General features: G+C 44.3%; 29 protein-coding genes. 26 read left to right on the forward strand and 3 right to left on the reverse strand.

Annotation, left to right across the window (positions count from 1 at the left end):
• Positions 1–171: 171 nt before the first annotated feature.
• The 5 genes from EUAN_RS02450 (at position 172) to EUAN_RS02470 (ending at position 5,057) form a co-directional block, all read left to right on the forward strand.
• Positions 172–867 (forward strand): DUF5058 family protein, encoded by a 696-nt coding sequence (locus EUAN_RS02450; protein ID WP_071061364.1) that lies wholly within the window; start codon positions 172–174, stop codon positions 865–867.
• A gap of 28 nt (positions 868–895) precedes the next feature.
• Positions 896–1,594 carry a hypothetical protein gene (locus tag EUAN_RS02455; protein ID WP_071061366.1) on the forward strand — a complete coding sequence of 233 codons (699 nt, stop codon included), beginning with the start codon at positions 896–898 and terminating at the stop codon, positions 1,592–1,594.
• Positions 1,595–1,658: 64 nt separating this feature from the next.
• Positions 1,659–2,825, forward strand: a complete 1,167-nt coding sequence (locus EUAN_RS02460) for an amidohydrolase (RefSeq protein ID WP_071061368.1) — start codon at positions 1,659–1,661, stop codon at positions 2,823–2,825.
• Positions 2,826–2,997: 172 nt separating this feature from the next.
• Complete coding sequence (locus EUAN_RS02465) at positions 2,998–4,623, forward strand: PucR family transcriptional regulator (protein WP_071061370.1); 1,626 nt, start codon at positions 2,998–3,000, stop codon at positions 4,621–4,623.
• Between the two features lie 23 nt (positions 4,624–4,646).
• A complete protein-coding gene (locus EUAN_RS02470; RefSeq protein WP_211266259.1) occupies positions 4,647–5,057 on the forward strand; it encodes a YkvA family protein in 411 nt (136 codons plus the stop codon).
• Here EUAN_RS02470 and EUAN_RS02475 read toward each other — a convergent pair.
• Entirely contained in the window at positions 5,008–6,009 is a 1,002-nt protein-coding gene (locus tag EUAN_RS02475; RefSeq protein WP_071061374.1) for a lysylphosphatidylglycerol synthase transmembrane domain-containing protein, read from the reverse strand. The genes EUAN_RS02470 and EUAN_RS02475 overlap by 50 nt on opposite strands.
• Positions 6,010–6,029: 20 nt before the next feature.
• Complete coding sequence (locus EUAN_RS02480) at positions 6,030–6,557, reverse strand: hypothetical protein (RefSeq protein ID WP_071061376.1); 528 nt, start codon at positions 6,555–6,557, stop codon at positions 6,030–6,032.
• Positions 6,558–6,719: 162 nt separating this feature from the next.
• On the opposite strand from EUAN_RS02480, the gene EUAN_RS02485 reads away from it, so the two are divergent.
• The 4 genes from EUAN_RS02485 (at position 6,720) to EUAN_RS02495 (ending at position 8,672) form a co-directional block, all read left to right on the forward strand.
• Positions 6,720–7,394 (forward strand): CDGSH iron-sulfur domain-containing protein, encoded by a 675-nt coding sequence (locus tag EUAN_RS02485; RefSeq protein WP_211266260.1) that lies wholly within the window; start codon positions 6,720–6,722, stop codon positions 7,392–7,394.
• A gap of 25 nt (positions 7,395–7,419) precedes the next feature.
• The gene (locus EUAN_RS12560; RefSeq protein ID WP_169817319.1) at positions 7,420–7,557 is read left to right on the forward strand and encodes a hypothetical protein; all 138 of its coding nucleotides are present in this window, start codon (positions 7,420–7,422) and stop codon (positions 7,555–7,557) included.
• Positions 7,558–7,684: 127 nt separating this feature from the next.
• On the forward strand, positions 7,685–8,101 hold the full coding sequence (locus tag EUAN_RS02490) for a Fur family transcriptional regulator (protein ID WP_071061380.1): 417 nt from the start codon (positions 7,685–7,687) through the stop codon (positions 8,099–8,101).
• 25 nt (positions 8,102–8,126) lie between these two features.
• The gene (locus EUAN_RS02495) at positions 8,127–8,672 is read left to right on the forward strand and encodes an NADH peroxidase (protein ID WP_071061382.1); all 546 of its coding nucleotides are present in this window, start codon (positions 8,127–8,129) and stop codon (positions 8,670–8,672) included.
• Between the two features lie 67 nt (positions 8,673–8,739).
• Here EUAN_RS02495 and EUAN_RS02500 read toward each other — a convergent pair whose 3' ends face one another.
• Positions 8,740–9,702: a BMP family protein gene (locus tag EUAN_RS02500; RefSeq protein ID WP_169817320.1), complete on the reverse strand. Its 963-nt coding sequence runs from the start codon at positions 9,700–9,702 to the stop codon at positions 8,740–8,742.
• A gap of 178 nt (positions 9,703–9,880) precedes the next feature.
• On the opposite strand from EUAN_RS02500, the gene EUAN_RS02505 reads away from it, so the two are divergent.
• From EUAN_RS02505 to EUAN_RS02580, 17 genes are all read left to right on the forward strand, one after another.
• A complete protein-coding gene (locus EUAN_RS02505; RefSeq protein ID WP_071061386.1) occupies positions 9,881–10,060 on the forward strand; it encodes an SHOCT domain-containing protein in 180 nt (59 codons plus the stop codon).
• 21 nt (positions 10,061–10,081) lie between these two features.
• Positions 10,082–10,333: an SHOCT domain-containing protein gene (locus EUAN_RS02510; RefSeq protein ID WP_071061388.1), complete on the forward strand. Its 252-nt coding sequence runs from the start codon at positions 10,082–10,084 to the stop codon at positions 10,331–10,333.
• A gap of 34 nt (positions 10,334–10,367) precedes the next feature.
• Positions 10,368–11,054 (forward strand): response regulator transcription factor, encoded by a 687-nt coding sequence (locus tag EUAN_RS02515; RefSeq protein ID WP_071061390.1) that lies wholly within the window; start codon positions 10,368–10,370, stop codon positions 11,052–11,054.
• The gene (locus EUAN_RS02520) at positions 11,051–12,454 is read left to right on the forward strand and encodes a sensor histidine kinase (RefSeq protein ID WP_071061392.1); all 1,404 of its coding nucleotides are present in this window, start codon (positions 11,051–11,053) and stop codon (positions 12,452–12,454) included. The genes EUAN_RS02515 and EUAN_RS02520 overlap by 4 nt, the downstream gene beginning before the upstream one ends.
• The gene (locus EUAN_RS12920) at positions 12,426–12,557 is read left to right on the forward strand and encodes an LDCC motif putative metal-binding protein (protein ID WP_281182073.1); all 132 of its coding nucleotides are present in this window, start codon (positions 12,426–12,428) and stop codon (positions 12,555–12,557) included. The genes EUAN_RS02520 and EUAN_RS12920 overlap by 29 nt, the downstream gene beginning before the upstream one ends.
• A gap of 103 nt (positions 12,558–12,660) precedes the next feature.
• A complete protein-coding gene (gene ftsY / locus EUAN_RS02525) occupies positions 12,661–13,938 on the forward strand; it encodes a signal recognition particle-docking protein FtsY (RefSeq protein ID WP_071061395.1) in 1,278 nt (425 codons plus the stop codon).
• Positions 13,939–14,019: 81 nt separating this feature from the next.
• The gene (gene ylxM / locus EUAN_RS02530; RefSeq protein ID WP_084655673.1) at positions 14,020–14,382 is read left to right on the forward strand and encodes a YlxM family DNA-binding protein; all 363 of its coding nucleotides are present in this window, start codon (positions 14,020–14,022) and stop codon (positions 14,380–14,382) included.
• A 16-nt stretch (positions 14,383–14,398) separates the two neighbouring features.
• Positions 14,399–15,742, forward strand: coding sequence for a signal recognition particle protein (gene ffh, locus EUAN_RS02535; protein WP_071061397.1), 1,344 nt, complete (start codon positions 14,399–14,401; stop codon positions 15,740–15,742).
• A gap of 39 nt (positions 15,743–15,781) precedes the next feature.
• Positions 15,782–16,051, forward strand: a complete 270-nt coding sequence (gene rpsP / locus EUAN_RS02540) for a 30S ribosomal protein S16 (RefSeq protein ID WP_071061399.1) — start codon at positions 15,782–15,784, stop codon at positions 16,049–16,051.
• Between the two features lie 18 nt (positions 16,052–16,069).
• On the forward strand, positions 16,070–16,297 hold the full coding sequence (locus EUAN_RS02545; RefSeq protein WP_071061400.1) for a KH domain-containing protein: 228 nt from the start codon (positions 16,070–16,072) through the stop codon (positions 16,295–16,297).
• 63 nt (positions 16,298–16,360) lie between these two features.
• Positions 16,361–16,855 (forward strand): ribosome maturation factor RimM, encoded by a 495-nt coding sequence (gene rimM / locus EUAN_RS02550; RefSeq protein ID WP_071061401.1) that lies wholly within the window; start codon positions 16,361–16,363, stop codon positions 16,853–16,855.
• Positions 16,852–17,583 (forward strand): tRNA (guanosine(37)-N1)-methyltransferase TrmD, encoded by a 732-nt coding sequence (trmD, locus tag EUAN_RS02555; protein ID WP_071061403.1) that lies wholly within the window; start codon positions 16,852–16,854, stop codon positions 17,581–17,583. Before rimM ends, trmD begins: the two co-directional genes overlap by 4 nt.
• A gap of 91 nt (positions 17,584–17,674) precedes the next feature.
• Positions 17,675–18,016, forward strand: a complete 342-nt coding sequence (gene rplS / locus EUAN_RS02560; protein ID WP_071061405.1) for a 50S ribosomal protein L19 — start codon at positions 17,675–17,677, stop codon at positions 18,014–18,016.
• 74 nt (positions 18,017–18,090) lie between these two features.
• A complete protein-coding gene (ylqF, locus tag EUAN_RS02565; protein ID WP_071062103.1) occupies positions 18,091–18,948 on the forward strand; it encodes a ribosome biogenesis GTPase YlqF in 858 nt (285 codons plus the stop codon).
• Between the two features lie 4 nt (positions 18,949–18,952).
• The gene (locus EUAN_RS02570; protein WP_071062105.1) at positions 18,953–19,567 is read left to right on the forward strand and encodes a ribonuclease HII; all 615 of its coding nucleotides are present in this window, start codon (positions 18,953–18,955) and stop codon (positions 19,565–19,567) included.
• A gap of 27 nt (positions 19,568–19,594) precedes the next feature.
• Positions 19,595–21,175, forward strand: a complete 1,581-nt coding sequence (locus EUAN_RS02575; RefSeq protein WP_071061407.1) for a DEAD/DEAH box helicase — start codon at positions 19,595–19,597, stop codon at positions 21,173–21,175.
• Positions 21,176–21,284: 109 nt separating this feature from the next.
• Positions 21,285–22,967: a hypothetical protein gene (locus EUAN_RS02580; protein ID WP_071061409.1), complete on the forward strand. Its 1,683-nt coding sequence runs from the start codon at positions 21,285–21,287 to the stop codon at positions 22,965–22,967.
• Position 22,968: the final 1 nt, after the last annotated feature.

Consider the following 22,968-nt stretch of genomic DNA (forward strand, 5'->3'; position numbering starts at 1 on the left):
AACAGGCCGAGAGAGCTAATTCTCTCGGTTCTTTGATTGGGAAAATGTTTTCATAGGGAAGGCCCAATTAGAAAAGTTTTCACATTGTACGGGGATAAGTGCAATGGTAATATTAAATTAATCAATAGATATATCTAGAAATTAACAAACAATTTAGAGGAGGAAATAAAAATGGATTACATGCAGATGGCAAACAGTATTCCCATGTGGATAGCGTCAGGACTGGCAGTGTTTTTGGTAGTGATTCAAGCAGCACTATTTGTAAAAAAGTCATACAACACAGGTAAAGAAATGGGGATTACAGAACATCAGATGAAGTCGGCAATGAGAAGCAGCTTTATAACTTCGATAGGGCCTTCGCTAGTCATACTGACAGGAGTTCTAGCCCTTCTAGTTACAGTTGGAGGCCCGATGGCCTGGATGAGACTTTCGTTTATAGGCTCTGTTATGTTCGAGCTTATGGCAGTTGGAGCAGGGACAGAGGCGGTTGGAGTTAAGCTTGGAGTTGATCCAGTTACAAATGTGGCGTTCGCAAGCGCAGTTTGGACTATGATACTTGGATCTATAGGATGGATAGTTGTGGCAACTCTCGGAGCGGACAAGATGGACAAGCTTCAAAGCAAAGTGTCTAGTAAGGACCCAGGGATAATAAAGGCTATATCCATAGCTGCAATGCTTGGAGCTTTCGGATCTATGGTTTCGGGACACCTTATAGCGATGAACAGAAACACAGTGGCGGCACTGGCAGGTGGACTTATAATGGCGGTTGTAACAATGTTCTCGGAAAAAGATGGATTCAAGTGGCTAAAGGAATGGGGATTTGCAGTAGCTCTCTTCGGAGGAATGCTTGTGGCGGCACTTGTTTAATAGATTTAAAAATGAGGAGGAAAATAAAATGAGCAACAGAGACGTATATAGCAAAGAATACCTGCCTTATATAATAAGATGGGGCAAGATACTGGGACTTTTGGCGATACTGCTTTCTTTTGGACCGGCGATAGTGCTTGCAGTTGGATATGGAGTGATGCCTCCAGTGAGCGCCATGGTGACAGGTTTTGTGACAATGGCCTCGGCAGTCGGCGTAATGTGGTTTATAGAGCCGGTTTCTTACTTCCCTATAATAGGTGTAGCTGGAACTTACATGGCTTTTATATCTGGAAACATATCCAACCTTAGAATTCCGGCTGCGGCGATAGCCCAGAAGACTGCCGGAGTAGAGCCAGGAACAGACGAGGGAAGTATAATATCCACTCTTGGAATGGGAGTGTCGGTGATAATAAACATAATCATACTTGCAGTGGGAGTTTTTGCAGGAGCTGCACTACTTGAGAATCTTCCAAAGGGAGCAGTTGATGCTCTGAATTATCTTCTACCGTCACTTTTCGGGGCGATATTCGTGCAGTTTGCGCTTATGAAGAAAAAGATAGCGCCATTTGCACTGGCAATAGCACTAGCGCTCTCACTTGCGCTTAACGCAGGGGTGTTCAGCTTCCTGCCAGGAATACCTAGCTATATAGTTACTTTGGGATCTGTATTTGGAACTATAGCCATAGGTGTAAGTTTCTATAAAAAAGAGAAACAAATCAAGTCTTAAATCAGGCTGCCAAGAGGCCCTGTTTGACGGCTGATAAAAATGATAATCAAAAGGAGTGCTTGTAATGTCTAATATGCTTGAAAAAGCGAAACAAATAGAGGAATATGTAATCAGCTTCAGAAGGGACCTTCACAGACACCCTGAGCTGAGCAACAAGGAATTCAGGACCCAAGAGAGAATAATGGAAGAGCTTGACAAGCTAGGAGTACCTTACGAAAAAGTGGGAACAACTTCGCTTATAGCCAATATAAAGGGTGGTAAGCCAGGCAAAACAGTAGCTCTGAGGGGAGATATGGATGCCCTCCCTATAATAGAAGAGACGGAGATAGACTTCAAGTCCGAAAACCAAGGGGTGATGCACGGATGCGGACACGATGCCCACGCTGCGATGCTTCTAGGGGCTGCCAAGCTTCTTTCAGAGATGAAGGACGAATTAGCTGGAGAAGTGAGACTGTTTTTCCAAGAGGGAGAGGAGAATTTCTCTGGAGCCAAGATGATAATAGAAGCAGGAGGAATGGAAGGCGTGGACGCTTGCTTTGGAATGCACCTTATGCCAGGGCTTGAGACAGGATATGTGGACATAACCCCAGGTTACAGGATGGCGGGCTGTGACAATATGTACGTCAGGTTTGAGGGCGTTTCAGGACATGGTTCGGCTCCACACCTTGCAAAGGATACAATCCATCCGGCGTCAACTTTCGTTACAGACCTTCAGGGGATAGTGGCGAAAAACGTAGATGCAAGACACCCTATAGTTATTTCGGTAGGGAAGTTCGACGGAGGAACCAGGGCTAATGTAGTCGCTAAGTACACGCAGCTAGATATCTCTATGAGGTCATTCACTCCGGAGTCAAGGGAAGCGGCAATAGAGGGAATAAAGAGACATGCCAAGGCAATAGCTGAGGCCTATGAAATAAAGTCGGAAGTCATTCTAGAGGAAAGCGCAATAAGCCTTTACAATGACGAAGAAATAGTGGAGATTGCAAGCCAGAGCGCTATTGAAGTGTTTGGCGAAGGCAAAAATATAGCCTTAGACAAGTTTATGGGTTCTGAGGACATGGCCTACTACTTTGAGCATGCCAAAGGAGCGTATGCAATGCTTGGCTACAGAAACGAGTCAAAAGAGGCCATATACTATCCGCACCACGAGAAGTACAAGATAGACGAAGACGCGCTGAAGTATGGAACGGCACTTCATGTACAGTTTGCAATAGATTTTTTAAGTAGATAAAATTGTCCCCAATAGTTTGTTCAGAGAGAAAGTTTTCCCAGAGCAGGCCGCTTGCCGAAATATACAAGCCCTGCTTCACGGAAGACTTCTTTTTGTTCGCAGACAGACATAGATAAAGAGCTTATCTTTATGATATTATATAGAAATAGACTAAATGTAGAGGTGACAGACGATGGGGATAACAGTTCGGGAGATGCTTGAACTTGAATATTTTAAAGACTTCAAAGTAATAGCAGGGCATAGAGGTATAGACAGGCAGATACAAGGTGTGGCCGTGCTAGATGCACCTGACGGCTTCAAATGGACCAAAGGCAAGGAGCTTGTAATATCTTCAGGGTATATATTCAGTCAGCAGCCTGAGACACTTGAAAAGTACGCATTGGAAGGTCCGATAGACAGAATAGCAGGACTTGGAATAAAAGTTGACAGGTACATGAAGGAAATTCCCAAAGTCGTAATAGAGGCTTTTGAGAAAAAAGGAACTCCGCTTATATGGATACCTAATGAACCAGCATGGATGGATGTAGTAAATCAGCTGAATGTACTTGTGATGAACAATAGTATAAAGAGGTTTAAAATAGGGGCTATAAACCCAATGAACTACTCTAACTTGACTTACGAGTCGAGGAAGATAGACAAGATACTTTCACATATAGAGGACGAGATGGGATTTCCGGCCATGGTCTACGACTTGACTTCAGACAAGCACTATTACAGCTCGTCTAGATTCAACGAAATTTCAGAGGGCATAGAGACAAGCGAATTCTGGAGTCCAGGGCTTGAACACACTGTAGAGGTGCTCTGCGACAACTTGAACATAGTCAGGTACAAAGTCAAGAGCGAGAGCTACAGTCAGCCTTACAGCTGGATAACAGTTCCAATAACAGTAGGGGATGAGAAAAAAGCCTACTTTGTAATAGTAGAGGCTGACGACACAATGGACTACTTTGACCAGTTTGTGCTCAGAATAGGTTTTCTGCTGCTACAGTCGCTCTACGAGCAGATGCTTGTAGCCCAGAGCATAAAGGACCTAGGAGTAGAGAAGTTTGTTTCGGATATAATCTCTAAGAACTTAGAAGGCGAGGAGCAGATATCCAAAAGAGCGGCGGAAGTAGGGTTAGATACCAGCAAAGAGAGCATTATAGTGGCGGTAAGGCAAAGAGGTGGCGATGTAAATCTCTCTAGCTACAGAGACGAAATTCAGTCTGTGGCAGTGAATACAATCAGAAAAATAGGGGGAAGAGCAGTGATTACGCTAGATGGCGTCTGTGTGCTCATATTCCCTCTAGATGAGAAGTCCACAGCGGAAAAGGGGCTAGAGCAGATATTTAACGGCTTAGAGGAGTTCGAGTCGAGATTTAAAAAGAAAGAAGCAAGTGCCGACTTTGTATTCGGGGTTTCAGATATACCGGACAGGATCACGAATATAAGAAGAAACTACGAGCGTGCAGTGCAGTCTGTCAAGATGGGATGCATAATATACCCAGACAGAAAGCGGATAAGCTACTCTGAGCTAGGGCTGTTTGCTTGGATGGACGTAAAAGAGGACGAGCTAGATATAATGCTCAAAAGCATAGACAGGCTTATAGAATCGGATACAGACGGAGAACTTCTAGACACGCTCAGAGTGTATTTAGAGTGCCAGATGAACTACAGCTTGACTTCCAAGAAGATATTTGTGCATATAAATACAGTCAGAAAGAGAGTGGCCAGAATAAGTGAGCTTATAAGTTTCGACTTAGATGAGCCCACAAATAGGCTTAAGCTTGAAATGGTACTTAAGTTTTTACAGAGGTGATTTGTATGGAAGGAGACTTCGAGATGGAAGAGTTGAGGAAGAGTGAAGAATACGTCAGAGGTGGCATATGGAGCAAGTTGAAGAGAACGGCTTCCAAGGTTCCATTTGTAGCCGATGCTGTAGCGCTCTATTTCTGTGCGCTAGATACAAAGACGCCTATTCATGCGAAAGTCACGGCACTTTCGGCACTTGCTTACTTTATAACGCCTGTGGATGGAGTGATGGACGCTGTACCATTGCTTGGGTATGGAGATGACGCCGGAGCCATAGCGCTTGCACTGTCTGCACTTGGAAAGCATATCACAGATGAGCATAGGCAAAAAACCGAAGAATGGCTCAGCGGAGCGGAGCTGAAAAAAGCGCAGACTCTAAGTCTGCGCTTTTTTACTCTGTGGAAGACCCCGGCCTCACTCCGATTTTCCTTAAACCGATGAATATGAATCCGACTAGAAATGGGAATATCCAGCTTGAAAACCTATATGTTATAAATGCAGAGCCCACTACTCCAATGTCAGCCACCTTTCCAAACAGCAGGAAAAAAGTAAACTCCAAAGGGCCAACGCCGGACGGGGCCGGTATGACCCCGGCAAGCATATTGCACATGGCCATAAGGGCGATCAAGCTCCAGACGCTTAAGCTGCTCGATCTATATAAGATCATAGCGGGGATTAGATACCAGCAAGTCAGCTTGAACACGTTGGAAGTCAGCAGGATTACAAGCCTTTTTCTATCCTTCAGCAGAAGTGAGCCCGCCTCTTGAAGTGTGGCTATGCTTTTCTTGGCCTCGTCTATCTTGGCGCCATGCTTTTCGAACTTTGCTGCAATACTGTCTAAAAATAGAATCAAAAGGCTTGCAAGCTTTTTTGAAGTGCTGGCCGAAATCAGGAATGTAGCCACCAAGGCTGTTAAGAGGGTTCCTACGGCTATAAACTTGGCATAGGGCTTGATTGCGGAGCTTAAGCTCTCGGAGAATGCAATAAAGGAAACAGCTCCGTAGACAGCTATCGTTATCTTCTGGAAGGCGTACTGCACCAGCCCAACGCCAGTGGCCTTGGAAGCAGGGACTCCGCTTTTGCTGAGGTAGTATACTTCGGAAATACCTGTACCTGTACCGAGAGTGGTAAATCTGTAGAAGGCGCAGTAGTACGCGCACTCTAGTCCTTGTCTGTAGCTGAAGCTGGGCACGTATTTATTGGCCAGAGACTGTATTATCTTGCCCTCAAAGACAAAGAAGCCTGTTCCCAGCGCCAAGCTTATCAAAAGCGCACTAAAAGGCAGTTTTTTAATCTCGTCCAGTATATTTTCAAGTACGTCCCAGTAGTAGACTGATGCAAAGAGGAAAAGGGCTACAAGAAGAGGCCATTTTATTTTTCTCAAGATTTTCATCGCGCTTCATCTCCCGTAAATTATTGCTGGTCTTCAGAGCCCTTTCTGATCACTCTGTACTCGCCTGTATCGGTGTTTAGATCGTATATGTTGAAGTTGGTGTCCAAGTCAAAGCCTTCGCAGTGAGAGGCGAAGTTTATGGACGCTGATCCCTCTGCGCCACTGACTATTCTGTGAAAAACATGGCGCGGCCATACAAGAATAGCTCCTCCGTCGTAGAGCAGTTTGCCGTTTAGATGGATCACGTGGGGAGTGATTTTAAAGCACTCGACTTTACCGTGCGCCACACTGTAGAGCTCTATAAACCTAGTTCCAAACAGCACCATAAGGTGATCCTCTTGGTAGAGGTGCATATACCAAGGCCGGTCCACAGTGCCCACAGAACTGGGTGAATGGGCGGAGCCTTGGTGCAGCACACGGTCTATGGCGTCTATGCCAGGAATTACTTCCATGGGGAATGCGTCGAACAGGACTCCTGGGGTCTTTCTGAAGATATCCAGACTGTATACTCTGTAGAGCCCAGGTACTTCAGCTATTAAGTTGCTCATAAAAAACACTCCTTTCAAATGGTGACTTCTATATATAATACCCTGTTTGACTATGTGTAATCTAAGGCTCTGACTTTGGGACGCAGTGCAAAAGAAGCTGACTTTCCGACGCAAAAAGTGGTATACTGAAATCATGTAAAAGTTAAGTTGTGGAGGGATTTCATGTCTGAAAAAACTATAAAAATACTCAAAAATGGACCGTACATAGTGTCGGGAGATATACCTATTTCAGAGAGGATAATAACACCGGTCGGAAAGGGATATGTGCTTAAAGATGGACAGAAGTTCAAAGCAGGTGCAGTTTACAGCCTTTGCAGATGTGGGAATTCTAAAAATGCCCCGTACTGCGATGGGTCCCATGGGGACTTCGACGGAGAAGAGACCGCTTCCAGGGAGAAATTCAAGGAAAGGGTGGACTTGTGCGAAGGCCAGGAGATAGACATGCTAGACGACCATAGGTGCGCACTAGCTAGGTTCTGCCACAGGGACACGGGCAGCGCCTGGGAGCTTGTAAAAAAGTCAGACGACCCGGAACTTAAGGAAGAGGCTATAAAAGCCGCTGTAGAGTGCCCAGCGGGGAGGCTTGTTGTATTCGACAAGCAGGGAAACGAGATAGAGCCTGACTATAGCCCGGAAATAGAGGTGCTTCAAGATCCAGAGAAGGGAGTCAGCGGACCGCTTGCCATAAAGGGAAATATCCCTGTTGTGTCGTCTGATGGACACGTATACGAAATCAGAAACAGGGTGACGCTATGCAGATGTGGCAGCTCTAAAAACAAGCCTTTCTGCGATGGAAGACATATAAGAGCCAAGTTCAAGGACGGACTTATAGATTAATGACTGCCGGAAAGGGGATATGTACATGGAAAAGATAGTGCTTATAAGCGATGGAAGACTTGAAGAAGTTAACGGCTTGCTAGAGGAAGGATGGAGCGTCAAGATTATAGAGTCCACTAGCAGCGAAGGCTACAGGTCGGCATATGTAGTGCTTGAAAAGTAAATTTAAAGCGAAAACCAGAGAAATCTGGTTTTTATTTATTTTTTGTATTGACAATATTCTAAAAAGGTATATAATATTAATTGTAATCATTACAAAAGTGAACTGATTACATAAAGGAGACGAGAAGATGGAAAGCATAAAAGATTATTTGAGTTCAAATAATATAAGGCCATCCTATCCTAGACTTAAGATCTTTGAGTATTTAGACTCAAAGAGAAATCACCCTACAGTAGACGAAATATATACAGCACTGCACCGAGAAATCCCTACTCTTTCAAAGACTACAGTTTACAACACACTGAAACTCTTTGTGTCAGAGGGAATAGCTAGAGTCATAACGATAGAAGATGGAGAGGCGAGATATGATTCCGACATGTCTGTACATGGACATTTCAAATGCACATCTTGTGGAGATATCTACGACTTTTCAGTAGATATTCCTGATAAAAGAGTAAAGGGGCTTGAAAACTTCGAAGTGGAGGGCAGAGAGTTCTACTATTTTGGGAAATGCAGCAATTGCCTACAATTAAATAAAAATAAATAATATAGATTTGAAAGGAGAATGCATTATGACTAAATTTGTATGTAAAGTATGCGGTTATGTTCACGAAGGAGACTCAGCACCAGAGGAGTGTCCAATCTGTAAAGTTGGAGCAGATCAGTTTGACGTTTCAAGCGGAGACGAAGGGTTTGCAGATGAGCATGTAATAGGGATAGCTAAAGATGTAGACGAGAGAATCCTAGAGGGACTTAGACAGAACTTCGTGGGAGAGTGTACAGAAGTTGGAATGTACCTTGCCATGAGCAGACAGGCAGACAGAGAAGGATACCCTGAGGTTGCAGACGCTTTCAGAAGATATGCGCTAGAGGAAGCAGATCACGCAGCGAGATTTGCTGAGCTTCTAGGAGAGGTGGTTACAAACTCTACTAAGAAGAACCTTCAACTTAGAGCAGATGCGGAGCACGGAGCATGTGCAGGAAAGAAAGAACTTGCTACGCTTGCAAAGCAGCTTAACCTAGACGCTGTTCACGACACAGTACACGAGATGGCTAAAGACGAAGCTAGACACGGAGCAGGATTTAGAGGACTTCTGAACAGACATTTCGGAGCATAGAGTTGAATATAGAAAGCCCCCTGATTGCTTAAAAGAGCAACTCAGGGGGCTTTTGCATTGAAGTGGATTACTTGAGCTCTCCAGTAGATAAGTCGAACTCTTTACCACCGTATTCCTTTGGAACATCGATTCCGCCTTCTACAAAGAGCTTGGTGAAATCAGTTATCTTTTCTTTAACGCCTTCAGGCACGTTGACTCCCATGCTGAGTCTTACGACTTCAGGATGGTCCAGCCCAATCTCTACAGTGTCGTTTGCCTTCCACTTGTTGAAGTTCAGGTCACTTGCGGCCTTGAAAAGCGCCACGCTTGAGTCTGCTACGGCTGAAGCTATAAAGCTGTCGTCTTCAAGAGTCCAGTCGTACACATTTCCTATATTGTAGACCTTTTTTTCAGAAGACTTGACTGCATCTACAACTCCAGACCTTCCTGAGTTCAGCACAGAGTAGATGATGTCGGCTCCATGCTCTATTATTGACTCAGCAGCACTCTTGTTTATTTCAGGATCGTCCAGATTGCCAGTAAAGCAGCTTAAAAGCTCGGCATCTGGATTGACAGCTTTCAACCCATCGTAGAAAGCGGCTCTTTCAAGTAAAAGTGACTTAGGCCTTACTCCGGCTATATGCCCGATTTTGTTGGATTTTGTCATAAGCCCTGCCAAGGCGCCTGCAAGCCAAGTGGAGTCTTGCTGCCTCACTAAGTAGCTAGACACGTTTGAGCTCTTCACATGACCTTGGATTACAGTGAACTTTATATTGGGGAATTCGATAGATACGCTCTCCACAGGGACATCGCACTGTCCACCGTGGGCTATTATCATGTCAGGGTTTTCGCTGGCAAGTTCTCTAAGCGCATTTGCAAGGGCGTTGTCATCGGCTGTCTCTGTCACTCCAGATATATACTTCACTTCGATAGGGAGCATCTCGGCTATCTTCATATACCCGTTGTACCCGGCTTGCATAAAACCTTTGTCAGATATATTTCCAGGAATTAGAACAGATATTTTTAATTTTTGTTTTTCAGAATTATTCATCGTCTTCGTCATCTCCTTGTTGAAATAATTGATTTTCATATAGTAGGTTATACCCTGTTAAAGCAAAGTGTATTCAACAAGATTTATTTTCCGAGCTTTAATTGTTCTGTGGTCATAATTGTGCCACAGTTTAGGAACACAATATAGTTGTAGAGGTACATAATGTGGAGGTGAGATTATGATGTTCATACTGGCTATAGGAATAGCAGGCTTGATATACTACGTTTTTAGAGAAAACAGCAGAGGGGAATACAGGGGAGATAAGAAAAGCCCTGAAGAGATACTGCGAGAAAAGCTTGCAAGAGGAGAGATAGACGAAGAGACATATGAAAGGCGCATGGAGATTATCAAAAAATAGAGTTTGAAAGGAGTGGAGATCATGATGCTTAATCGTTTTGGAAGAGGAGGATTCGGAGACTATGGATGCCCGTTTGTAGATTCATTTGGCAGAGGAGGGTACTTCATGATGGCTGGAGTCGTGGTGCTCGTCATAGCCTTGGTGGCAGTACTCGTCTTGCTGGACAGGAGAAGGAAGCTAGAAGACAATGCTTTGGAGATACTCAAAGAGCGCCTTGCAAATGGAGAGATAAACGAAGAAGAGTATGAGAGAAAAAGAAAACTACTGAAGTAAGATATGGTATAATTCAAAAAAAGGAGGCGAGGAGATGGCTTTTGAAGTCTTGGTGGTGGAAGATCAAAAGGATATAAGCGGTATAGTCGAAAAGTATTTAGAAAAATCAGGCTATATCGTAACTGTAGCTGAAAATGGATTCAAAGCGCTGGAGATATTTGGAGAAAAGCCGTTTCGGCTCGTCATACTGGATGTCATGATGCCGGGTATAGATGGATTTGAGGTTTTATCGGAACTGCGAAAATTTTCTAATATACCGGTTCTAATGCTAACTGCAAAAGAGAGTGAAGTAGACAGGATAAAGGGATTTGACCTGGGGGCTGACGACTACGTTGTAAAGCCTTTCAGCCCTAGGGAACTTGTAAGACGTGTAGACGCCATAATCAGAAGGACATATGGGCAAAACGAAGAAAAACGCTTGAAAGCAGGGGAGATAGAGATATACCTAGACAGCATGAGGGCTTTCATAGGCGGCAAAGAGATAGAACTGACTACAGCCGAGTTCAGCATACTATTCGTCTTTATGGAGAATGAAAACGTAGTGCTTTCAAGAGAGCAGATAATACAGAAATCATTTGGGCATAGCTATGAAGGCATGGACAGAAATATAGACAGCTATATAAAGCGGCTTAGACAGAAAATTGAGGACAATCCAAGGAGCCCTGAGTACATAGTCACAAAGTATGGGGCAGGATATCTCTTCAGGAGAAAAGAGGTATGAAGATCAGGAAGATATGGCTTTTGGCACTGGCTGCCACTGCAAGTGTTTCGGTGGGCATAAACGTATTCGTACTGGGATCTCTTACAGAGCGGTACTTTTCAGACTACCTATCTGAAAGCTACAAGGAGCATACGGAGCAGATAGCCGACTACACTAGGCAGGCCTTGCTGAGTGACGAGATATCCTACAGCAAGATGTCGATAGAGCTAGAGACACATTTGGACGACCCTATAACCAGAATCAAGGTGTATAGCCCAGAGGGAGAGCTACTTGTGGATGTCAAAGACGACTACCATCTAGACATGGGCGTGGGAAGTCATATGATGGACAGGATGATGGAAAAATTTCAAGAGAAAGTGGATAGCTACTACATAAAGCAAGGTGACGAAATAGTAGGGATAGTGAACGTGACAAAGTATAGCTCGGAGGAAAACAGCATAGTAGCTGCCAGGTTCAAGTCCTCTCTTTTCCGGAACAGCCTCTTGTCAGCGGCTATATCTGGATGTGCATCTTTAGCGCTTGGGCTTGCGATAAGCAGAAAGATGAGCACAGAGCTGAAAGATACAGAAGAGCTGGCTGAAAGCATACAGCTTGGAGAATTCGGAAGTGCTACGAAGTCTTATATAGACGAGGTGGATAGCATTAGAAGAATACTTGCGGAACTAGGCATAAGGCTTAAGCTTAGGCAGAAGAGCAGAAAAGAGCTTATAGATCAGCTTGTTCATCAGGCTAGGACACCTCTGACTGTGCTGAAGTCGCATCTGGAGGCTATAGAGGACGGAGTGGTCCCCCCAGATGAAGAGGAGATTAGGATTTGTCAAAACCAGATAGAGAATCTGACTGCAATAATATCCAATATAAGTAGAATGATAGATGCAAGCAAGGAGACGGCAGAGGTTGAAGTTGAGGAGTTTGAAGTCGGAGATATGCTTAGGCAGATAGTTACAGGCCTTAGGGCTCAGTTTGAAAAGAAGAGGATATCGCTTGAGCTGGAGAGTTCAGACCAGATTTTAGCCAGAACCGATAAATACAAAGTCAGCCAGGCCATATACAACATAATGACTAACGCATATAAATATACAGAGCCAGAGGGGAAAGTGACTGTAAGCTATTCGACTGGCGAAGGCATGTTCAAAGTTGAGATAGAGGACACCGGAATAGGCATAGAGTCAGGAGATCTGGAAAAAGTGTTTGAGCCTTACTACAGAAGTGGTGTAGTCCAGGGAATGGGTGGAGAGGGAATTGGCCTTCACATTGCGAGAGAAAACTTAAATCTAGTGGGCGGAAGCATCTGGGTAGAGTCGAAGTTTGGCGAAGGGAGCAAGTTCACGGTATCGGTTCCTTTGGAGATCGGGTTCGGAGGTGATATATATGATGAAAAGACTATCAGAGAAATTTAAAAAGTTTCTAGACACAATAGCTGCTCAGAACGAGACAGTATATGGAAGCTCAAAGATGGACTGCTGTGAGCTCAACAAGAGCTCGAAGAGATCAATCAAGTGAGGCCGCTTACGCAAGCGGTCTTTTTAAATGCGAATTTTTTTCAAAACACCTCAGTTTCGTGGTAGAATGTATACTGTAAATACATAGAATGGGAGGGTTTGCTTTGTTTAAAAAACTGTTTGGATTTGGTAAAAAGAAAGAGGAGATAGAGCAGCTAGTCGAGGAAGGCAAGAAGGAAATAGAGGAAAGCGCCGAGAAGACTGCCGAAGAGATCTCTGAAAAGACCGAGGTGCTGAGAGAAGAGATCGAAAGAGAGGTAGAAGAGGCCGAGAAGAGAATCGAGCATTTAGACGAATATGCAAAGGCCCAGATTGAGACTAGCGAGAAACTTGAGGAGATTGGACACGAGATAGAGGAAGAGCTAGAAGAGCTGGAGAGCGAAGTCGAAACCGAGCTGCACGAGATAGAGGAGAAGCTTGCCGAAGACGTGGAGCTAGAGGAGACGGAAGAAGAGATAGAAGCCCCTAAGGGGATTTTCGGAAGGCTTAAGGCCGGACTTTTAAAGACTAGAAGAGGCATAACAGAGAAGATAGACGGGGTACTGAAGTCCTACAGAAAGATAGACGAGGAGCTGTTCGAAGACCTGGAGGAAGTGCTTATAATGGCCGACATTGGCGTAGACACAAGCCTCAAGATAATAGAGAATGTAAAAGACAAGGTGAGAGAGAGAAAGATAACGGAAGTAGACGACATAAAAGGCCTTATAAAAGAAGAGATGAAATCGATACTGAAAGGCGGAGAAAACAGCAAGCTCGACTTTTCCAAATCGCCTAGCATAGTGCTAGTGGTAGGGGTGAACGGCGCTGGAAAGACGACTACTATAGGAAAGCTTTCTTCAAGGCTTAAAAACGAAGGCAAGAAAGTGCTTATAGCGGCAGGCGACACTTTCAGGGCTGCGGCCATAGAGCAGCTACAGGAGTGGTCAAACAGGTCTGGAGTAGACATAATAGCCCACAGCGAAGGAGCTGACCCTGCGGCTGTTATATTCGACGGCATACAGTCTGCAAAAGCCAAAGGCATAGACGTGTTGATATGTGACACGGCTGGAAGGCTTCACAACAAGGTCAACCTTATGAACGAGCTAAACAAGATATTCAGGATTGTGGAGAGGGAGTTCCCGGAGGCTAAGAAAGAGGTGCTGCTTGTGGTGGATGCCACTACGGGACAGAACGCAGTCCAGCAGGCCAAGGTGTTCAAAGAGGCTTGCGACATAACGGGCATAGTGCTCACTAAGCTTGACGGAACTGCAAAAGGTGGAGTTGTGCTTGCTGTGCAGTCCGAGATAAACGTGCCAGTAAAGCTCGTAGGCGTGGGAGAGAAGCTTGAAGACCTTCAGGACTTCGACCCTGACGAGTTTGTAGACGCCATATTCGAGGGCTAAAATTATAGTTGACAAAGAGCCTCAAACGATGTAGAATAACAACTGTCAAGTAAATAACTTTACAGATGAGAGTTGATAAAATTGTTTGAAAAGATGGTTGAAATCGGAGATTTGTTTGACTTTTACGGCAATCTCTTAAGCGACAAGCAGAGAACAGTGACAGAGCTTTACTACGTGCAGGACTTCTCGCTCAGCGAGATAGGGGAAAACCTGGGGATAAGCAGACAGGGAGCGCACGACACTCTTAAGAGGGCCGAAGCTAATCTGTACGGCTACGAAGAGCGACTTGGGCTTGTAGAGAAGTTTGAGCTAAACAAGACAAGGCTTAAAAAAATAGTCGAGCTTATAGACTCCATAGAGGCTAAAACTGAAAGCCTCGACATAGAGGGAATAAAATCAGACATTGGTTCTGTAAAAGAGATATACTCAGATATACTAGATTAGGCCAGGAGGGATACGAATGGTATTTGAAGGATTGGCTAGCAAGCTTCAGGACACTCTCGACAAGCTGAAAAGCAAGGGGAGGCTGACTGAAAAAGACGTAGACACAGCCATGAGAGAAGTTAAAATGGCCCTTCTTGAAGCGGACGTAAACTTCAGAGTCGTAAAAGACTTTATAAAGAAAGTAAAAGAGAGAGCCATAGGCCAGGATGTAATGGGAAGCCTTACGCCTGCGCAACAGGTTATAAAGATAGTGAATGAAGAGCTGACAGAGCTTATGGGAAAAGAGGAGAGCAAGATAAACTTCGCCTCTAGCCCGCCGACTGTAATCATGATGTGCGGACTCCAGGGAGCTGGAAAGACCACTACTTCCGGAAAACTGGGAGGGCTTTTCAAGAAGAAAGGCAAGAGGCCGCTTCTTGTGGCATGTGATGTGTACAGACCTGCCGCCATAAAGCAGCTTGAGGTGGTTGGAGAGAAGCTTGACATACCGGTCTTCAGCATGGGGGACAAGGTGGACCCTGTAAACATAGCCAAGGCTGGTGTAGAGCATGGAAAGAAGAACGGCAACGACCTTATAATAATAGACACAGCCGGAAGACTTCACATAGATGACGAGCTTATGGACGAGCTTGGAAATATAAAGTCAGAAGTTCAGCCTCAGGAGATACTGCTTGTGGTGGACTCGATGACTGGGCAGGACGCAGTTTCCGTGGCAGAGACTTTCGATGAGAAGCTAGACGTAAACGGCGTAGTGCTTACAAAGCTTGATGGAGACGCCAGAGGTGGTGCTGCTCTTTCTATAAAGGCTGTAACAGGCAAGCCTATAAAGTTCATAGGTATGGGCGAGAAGCTGGACCAGCTGGAGGTCTTCTATCCAGAGAGGATGTCTTCAAGGATACTTGGCATGGGAGACGTGCTGAGCCTTATAGAGAAGGCGCAGGAGACTTTCGACGCGGACAAGGCCAAAGAGCTTGAGCAGAAAATAAAGTCTCAGGAGTTCGACTTTGAGGACTTCTTAGGACAGCTTCAGCAGATGAAGAACATGGGGCCGCTTACAGACCTCTTGGGGATGATTCCAGGCATGAACTCCAAGCAGATGAAGAATCTCAATGTAGACGAGAGAGAATTCGTAAAGATAGAGGCTATAATCCAGTCTATGACAAGAAAGGAAAGGCAGAATCCTGACCTTATAGACGGAAGCAGGAGAAAGCGTATAGCCAAGGGAAGTGGAAGCAATATTCAGGATGTGAACAAGCTTCTAAAGCAGTTCAAGGAAACCAAGAAGATGATGAAGAAGTTTGGGGATCTTGAGAAGACTATGAAGAAAAAAGGGAAGCTGGGCCTTCCGTTTTTCAAATAAATAAAACAAATAAAGAGGATTTTCAGAGGAGGAAATTAAATGTCAGTAAAGATAAGATTAACAAGAATGGGTCAAAAGAAGAAGCCTTATTACAGAATAGTTGTAGCGGATTCTCGTTCGCCAAGAGACGGTAGAATAATAGAGGCTATAGGAAGCTACAACCCAGTTTCAGAGCCAAAAGAGTTCAAGATAGAAGCAGACAAGGCTGTAAAGTGGATGCTTACAGGAGCGAAGCCTACAGACACTGTAAACAAGCTTTTCAAAGACAATGGAGTTCTTGAGCAGTTCGAAGCAGCTAAAAAAGCGTAACTTCTAGGAGTGAATAATATGGGTGAATTAGTCAGTATGTTGGCAAAGTCCCTAGTGGACAATCCTGATCAAGTCGAGGTTAAGACTGTAGAGGATGGCCAGTCTGTAAAGATAGAACTGAAAGTTGCCCCAGATGACATGGGAAAAGTCATAGGAAAGCAAGGCAAGATTGCTAAGGCCATCAGGACGGTAGTCAAGGCCGCTGCGATAAAAGAGAACAAGAAAGTCACAGTAGATATAGTTTAGGAAAAGGGATTAGTTTAGCTAGTCCTTTTTCTAATTAAGGCGAAATATTAGCGAGGTATATATATGGAATACTTACAAGTTGGAAAGATATCGAATGTTCATGGCTTGAATGGAGAAGTCAAGGTTATACCGCTTACGGACGATATAAAGCGATTCGGAGAGCTTGAGGGAGTATATATGGGAATGGACAAGGACTATTTTGAAATAGATAAAGTCAGCTACCAGAAGGGTCAGGCGATTATAAAGTTCAAGGGGATATCCAGCCTTGTAGAGGCTGAAGACAAGATAAACTCATTTTTATGGGTCAAGACAGAAGAGGCCAAAAGGCCGGAAGGGGCCTACTTCCTCTTCGAGATAATAGGGCTTGAAGTCTACGATGTCTCCGGAAACTACGTGGGCAAGGTGAAAGACGTGCTCCAGCCGGGTGCAAACGACGTCTATGTTGTGAAAAACGGCGAGAGCGAATACCTCATCCCTGGAATAAAAGAGATAGTCGTAAACATAGACCTTGATGAAAAGAAGATGACTATAGACCCTCTAGAGGGCATGATAGAATGAAAATAGACATACTCACCCTTTTTCCGAATATGTTTCCGCCTGTGCTGAACGAGAGTATAATAGGTAGGGCGTGCGAAAACAACATAGTGGAGCTAAACTATGTGGACATAAGGGACTTTTCGAACAACAAGCACAACAAGGTGGACGACTACTCCTACGGCGGAGGGATGGGCATGCTGATGAAGCCGGAGCCCATATACGACGCCATAGAGAGTGTAAAGACTGAGAATGCGAGGGTTATATACCTGAGCCCCAAGGGAAGAGTCTACAATCAGCAGCTTGCACTGGAGCTTTCAAAGGAAGATCATCTTGTGCTCCTCTGCGGACACTACGAGGGCATAGACAGCAGGATAGTAGAACACTATGTGACAGACGAAATCTCCATAGGGGATTATGTGCTCACGGGCGGAGAGCTTGGAGCCATGGTGGTGGCCGACTCTGTAGTCAGACTTCTGCCAGGCGTGCTGAGCGACGAAGAGTCATTTGTCATAGAGTCCCACTACGACGGGCTGCTGGAGTACCCTCAGTATACAAGGCCCAGGGAGTTTAGAGGTCACGAGGTCCCTGAGGTGCTTCTCTCCGGGAACCATAAGAAGATAGAGGAGTGGAGACATTACGAATCGCTCAAGATCACTTACTCAAACAGGCCGGACATGATAGAAGGCAGAGAGCTTTCGAAAACTGAAAAAAAGATGCTGGAAAACATAAAAAAAGAATTGAAAAAGTAAAACAGAGATGATATAATATTAAAGGCAAGACGGACGGTCCTCTGTCGGGAAAACCCGGCAAGAACGGCTATGAAGAAGGGAGGGGAAACCCATGGATATAATCAAAATGCTAGAGCAAGAGCAAATGAGATCAGAACTTACACCTTTCAACGTAGGAGACACTGTAAAGGTTCACTACAGAGTTGTAGAGGGTACTAGAGAGAGAATTCAGATATTCGAAGGAACTGTACTTAAAAAGCAGAATGGCGGATTGAGAAGCACTTTCACTGTAAGAAGAATAGCTTCAGGAGTTGGAGTTGAGAGAACTTTCTCGCTACACTCTCCAAAGATAGAGAAGCTTGAAGTAGTAAGAAAAGGTAAGGTAAGAAGAGCTAAGCTTAACTACCTAAGAGACAGAGTAGGAAAAGCAGCCAAAGTTAAAGAGAAGATGTAATCTATAGGGACTGTGCGCAACAGTCCCTATATTTGTATGGAAGCTAGAGAGGAAGAAGAGATTTGGTAAAAGATATGGATCACATAAACTGGTATCCTGGTCATATGAAAAAGACCAAGGACCTCTTGAGGGACAGTTTAAAGCTTATAGATATAGTGGTAGAGCTTCTGGACTCGAGGATTCCAAGAAGCAGCAAGAATCCAGATATAGACACGATCATAAACAACAAGCCAAAGCTGGTGCTTATGAACAAGTCCGACCTCGGGAACGAAGAGGGGAATAGAATCTGGAAAAAACATCTAGAGAATGAAAATACAAAGGTTATGTTTGTAAATGCGCACAGTCCGAAAGATGGGGCTCGTATAACCAAGGAGATCCAGAGCATCCTCAAAGACAAGATAGAGGAGCGAAAGGCCAAAGGCATAAAGAACGTAACAGTGAGGGCCATGATAGTTGGAATCCCCAATGTGGGGAAGTCCACGCTTATAAACTCGCTTTCGGGACGTAAAGGCGCCAAAACTGGAAACAGGCCTGGAGTCACAAAGGGAAAGCAGTGGATAAAGCTCAAGGGCAATATAGAGCTATTGGACACGCCAGGTATACTCTGGCCTAAGTTTGAAGACCAGGAAGTGGCAATGAACCTTGGGTTCACTGGAGCTATAAAAGACGAGGTGCTGGACATAGAGACACTGGCCTTGAGACTTATAGAGAGACTTATCTCTATAGACTCTGCGGTGCTTGAAGACAGATATGGGATTGAAATCTCAGAAGGTCAGTCGCCGCTTGGTGTCATGGACACAATAGCCCTTGCAAGAGGTGCTGTTGCAAGAAACAAGGAAATCGACTACACTAGGGTTGCAAACATGGTGCTAGACGAATTTAGAAAAGGCGTGCTTGGGAGGATAACTCTTGAGCTTCCAGAGAGGGAGTGATGCCTTGAGAGAACTGGAATCAAAGCTGAGAAGTGAGGGCTATAGATATATAGCCTGCGTAGATGAAGTGGGAAGAGGCTGCCTTGCAGGTGATGTGGTAGCCGCTGCTGTGATAATGCCAGAAGATGGCTTTATAGAAGGTGTAAAGGATTCAAAGAAGCTTTCTCCTAAAAAGAGAGAACAGCTATACTCTGAAATACTCAAAACTGCAATAGGCGTTGGGATAGGAAGAATCGACGCAGACACCATAGACGAAATCAATATAAGGCAAGCTACGCTTATGGCCATGAAGATGGCTGTAGAGAACATAGTAGACAGAGAGGGAAGCATAATAACCCCTGAGTATATACTTGTAGACGCCGAGACTATAGATACCGACATACCACAGCAGGCCATAATAAAAGGAGATGCAACTGTTTACGGAATAGCTGCAGCTTCCATAGTAGGTAAAGTCTACAGAGATAGGCTCTGCGAAGAGTGGGGGAAGCTCTACCCTGAGTACCGATTTGAGAAGCATAAAGCTTACGGTACGAAAGAACATAGAGAGCTTATACAAGAACATGGTGCCAGCGAGATTCACAGAAAGAGCTTTTTGAAAAAAATTTTGGGAGTAGAGTAGAGCGTTTTATTTTAAGGAGGAAACTAAATGGAAAAAGTTAAATTTACGGAACTAGGATTAGGTGAAGAAGTACTAAGAGCGATAGAGGATATGGGATTTGAAAACCCTTCAGATATACAGAGAGATGCTATACCTGTGCTTATGGAAGGTCACGACCTTATAGGACAGGCCCAGACGGGAACTGGAAAGACGCTTGCGTTTGGAGCGCCTATACTAAGCGGAATGGAAAAGACTAGAGGGCAGATAAAAGCTATAATGCTTACGCCTACTAGAGAGCTTGCAATACAGGTAAGCGAAGAGCTTAAGAGAATCTCCAAGTACAAGGGAATCAAGACAACTGCTGTATACGGTGGTAGCTCTATACAGGACCAGATAAGAGCTATAAAGTCTAATACAGACATAGTTGTCGGAACTCCAGGAAGAGTGCTTGACCTTATAAGAAGAAGAGTCATAAGACTTGAAAATATAGAGTATCTAGTGCTTGACGAGGCCGACGAGATGCTGAACATGGGATTCCTAGACGATATAGAGGAGATAGTTAGAAACTGTAACGAAGACAGACAGACTCTTCTTTTCTCGGCTACAATGCCAGACAGAATAAAGGCGCTAGCTAGAAACTACATGAAGCCAGACCTTAAGCATGTCAAGATAGCTAAGAAGTCTATAACTACTGCGTCTGTTGAGCAGTTCTACTTTGAGACAAAGGCTAGAAACAGATTCGAGACGCTTTGTAGGATACTTGACTTCTATGCGCCTACTTCGTCTATAATCTTCTGCAATACAAAGAAGGAAGTTGACGAAATAGTTGCGAATCTTCAGAAAAAAGGCTACAGCGTAGAGGGAATGCACGGAGATATGACTCAGGGATTCAGGATGAGAACTCTTGAGAACTTCAGAGAGGGAACTATAAAAGTACTTGTGGCTACAGACGTAGCGGCAAGGGGAATAGACGTAAGCCACGTAACTCACGTTATAAACTACGGACTTCCTTTCGAGACAGACTCTTATGTGCATAGAATAGGAAGAACTGGAAGAGCGAACAGAGAGGGAACTGCCTACACTATAGTGACTTCAAAGGACAAGCCTAAGCTAAAGCAGATCCAGAGAGTGCTTAAGTGTGTCATAGACAGAAAAGACATACCTAAGATAGAGGAGATATTCAAGGCCAAGAGCGAGCTTGTAATAAAGACTATAAGAGAAGAACTGGACAAGAAAGAGTACGAAGGATTTATAGAGATGGCCAAAGAGCTTACAGAGACAGACAGCGCTCTTGACATAATAGCTGTTCTCTTAAGCATGAAGTACAAAGAAGAGACGAGCTACGAGATGGACGACGACAGCATAGAGGGAACTGACTACATGAAGTCGGAGGAAGCTAGAATCTTTATAAACATAGGGAAGAAAGACGGAATCACCAAGAGAAAGCTGATAAGCTTCCTAGTGGATGAAGGGCATATGAAAGAGAACGCCATAAAGAACATAACTATACTGGACAAATTCTCTTTCTTCAACCTGAAGTCGAAAGATGTGGAGAGACTGTTCAAGAGATGCCAAGGCAGAAAGTTCTGCAAGAGAGCTGTGAATATGGAGATAGCTAAAGGTAAGTAAAGAACAGAATATAGAAGAAAAAAATCAATAAAAGCAATTTTATTGATTTTTTTTTATGTCTTAAGGGATGGATAGAAGAGTTCGATAATAGTCTTAGGTGGTGATTAGCTTGAGAATTAATATACCTATGGTCAGGAGCAACGAGTTTTCTGACCGAAACATGTTTGCGAAGCTGAAGCCAGGAGACAAGATAAGGGGCAAGGTGCTTGAAATAAAGGGTGACCTTGTGAGGCTGGAGCTGAGAAGCGGAGAAGTGGTGTACGGAAAGTCAGAGATTCCGCTTGATTTTTCCAATGAAAAGTTTATGAGTTTTATAGTTAAAGAGATGGGAGACAATATCCTGAGCCTTGTGCCGGACTACGACAGCATAGAGCTAAACGACAACTACACCATAAAGAACGAGCGCCTTATAATGAACAAGGTATTAGAGTTCCTGGGCCTTGAAAAAAGCGACGAGAATATAGAGCTTGTAAAGAACATGGTCAAGTTCAATATGCCTCTGGACTCTGACACGGTGCAGGAGAGCCTTAAATACATGGACAAGATCATATCTCTTCTGAATATAGAGCCGAGCGAGGATGCGTATGTGCTGAGCAAGAACATAGACCATATGAAGGAGGACCTTGCGAACTTCTTTAAGCTTCCAAAGGATGAGGCCGAGGCGAAGGCTCCGAGCGCTTCGGCAGAGGCTGGAGATTTTGAAGAACTTGAGTTCAAGGAGATAAACTACAGCAGAGACAAGCTGGCCTTGTCCTCAAAAGCTGAAGAGACAGCAGTAGGAAAGGAAGCTTCAAAAGGAGATGCGGCCTTGAAAGGGACAGTAGTTCAAGAGGGCGCAGATATCCCTGAGAAAGCCAATATTGAAAGGCTTAAAAGCCTAATAGACGCATTGGACAGGGACATAAAGCAGAAGATAGAGGGCGGTTCTCCGGAGCTGGAGGTGGCGGAAAAAGAAAGGCTTCAGATGGAAAAATCGCTCTACAAGAACGTCACAGATGAAGTGAAATCCGAGCTTCAAAAGCTCTTTCCAGAGGGCAAGCTCACGGAAAAAGACATACAGAAGCTAGTCTTTCTGAACAGGGCTGAAGTCAAGGTATCGATAGAGAACCTTAAAAGCCTTGAGAGTATTTTAAAGGGCGAGAGCATATCGGGCGAACTTGAAAGCATCTTGGAGTCTGCCGTATCGGAGAAGCTCATACTGCCAGAGGACAAGCTAAAGCTTCAGAATATGGCTGAAAAGATAGTCTCAAAGCTTGGAGAGAAGGACATAGAAACCATAAAGGAGTACAAGGAGAATATAAACGAGATATTGAAAGAGGTTTCAGAAAAGCTTTCCCAAGAAAGTCCCAAAAGCGAGCAACTGTCTAAACAGATTGGGAGCCTTGGGGAAAAGCTGGACATGTACAACAAGATAAATGAGAAGTCCATGTTTATGTTCATCCCTCTGAACGTGGAGAGAGACGAAGTGAAAGACAAGCTCTACTTTATGAGCAAACGAAGACACGGTGCTCAGTCGGAAACGATAAGGGCCTATATATCGCTTCAGACCGAGAATTTAGACAGGGTCAGCGCTGTATGCGACTACAAGTACGGGAGGCTGGACATTTCATTTAGGGTGGGAAAAGAGAAGGTAGAGCTTTTTTCCAGCACAAAAGACGTGCTTAAAACGGCGCTTTCTTCAGTTGGCTATTCAGACGTAAATATAAATATAAAAGAGGACATACAGGAAGACATCTTGGATATGATGTCTGACGAGAGCAGCATAAACTATATGATAAATGTAAAGGTGTGAT

The organism is Andreesenia angusta, assembly GCF_001855385.1.
Taxonomy (GTDB): domain Bacteria; phylum Bacillota; class Clostridia; order Tissierellales; family Gottschalkiaceae; genus Andreesenia; species Andreesenia angusta.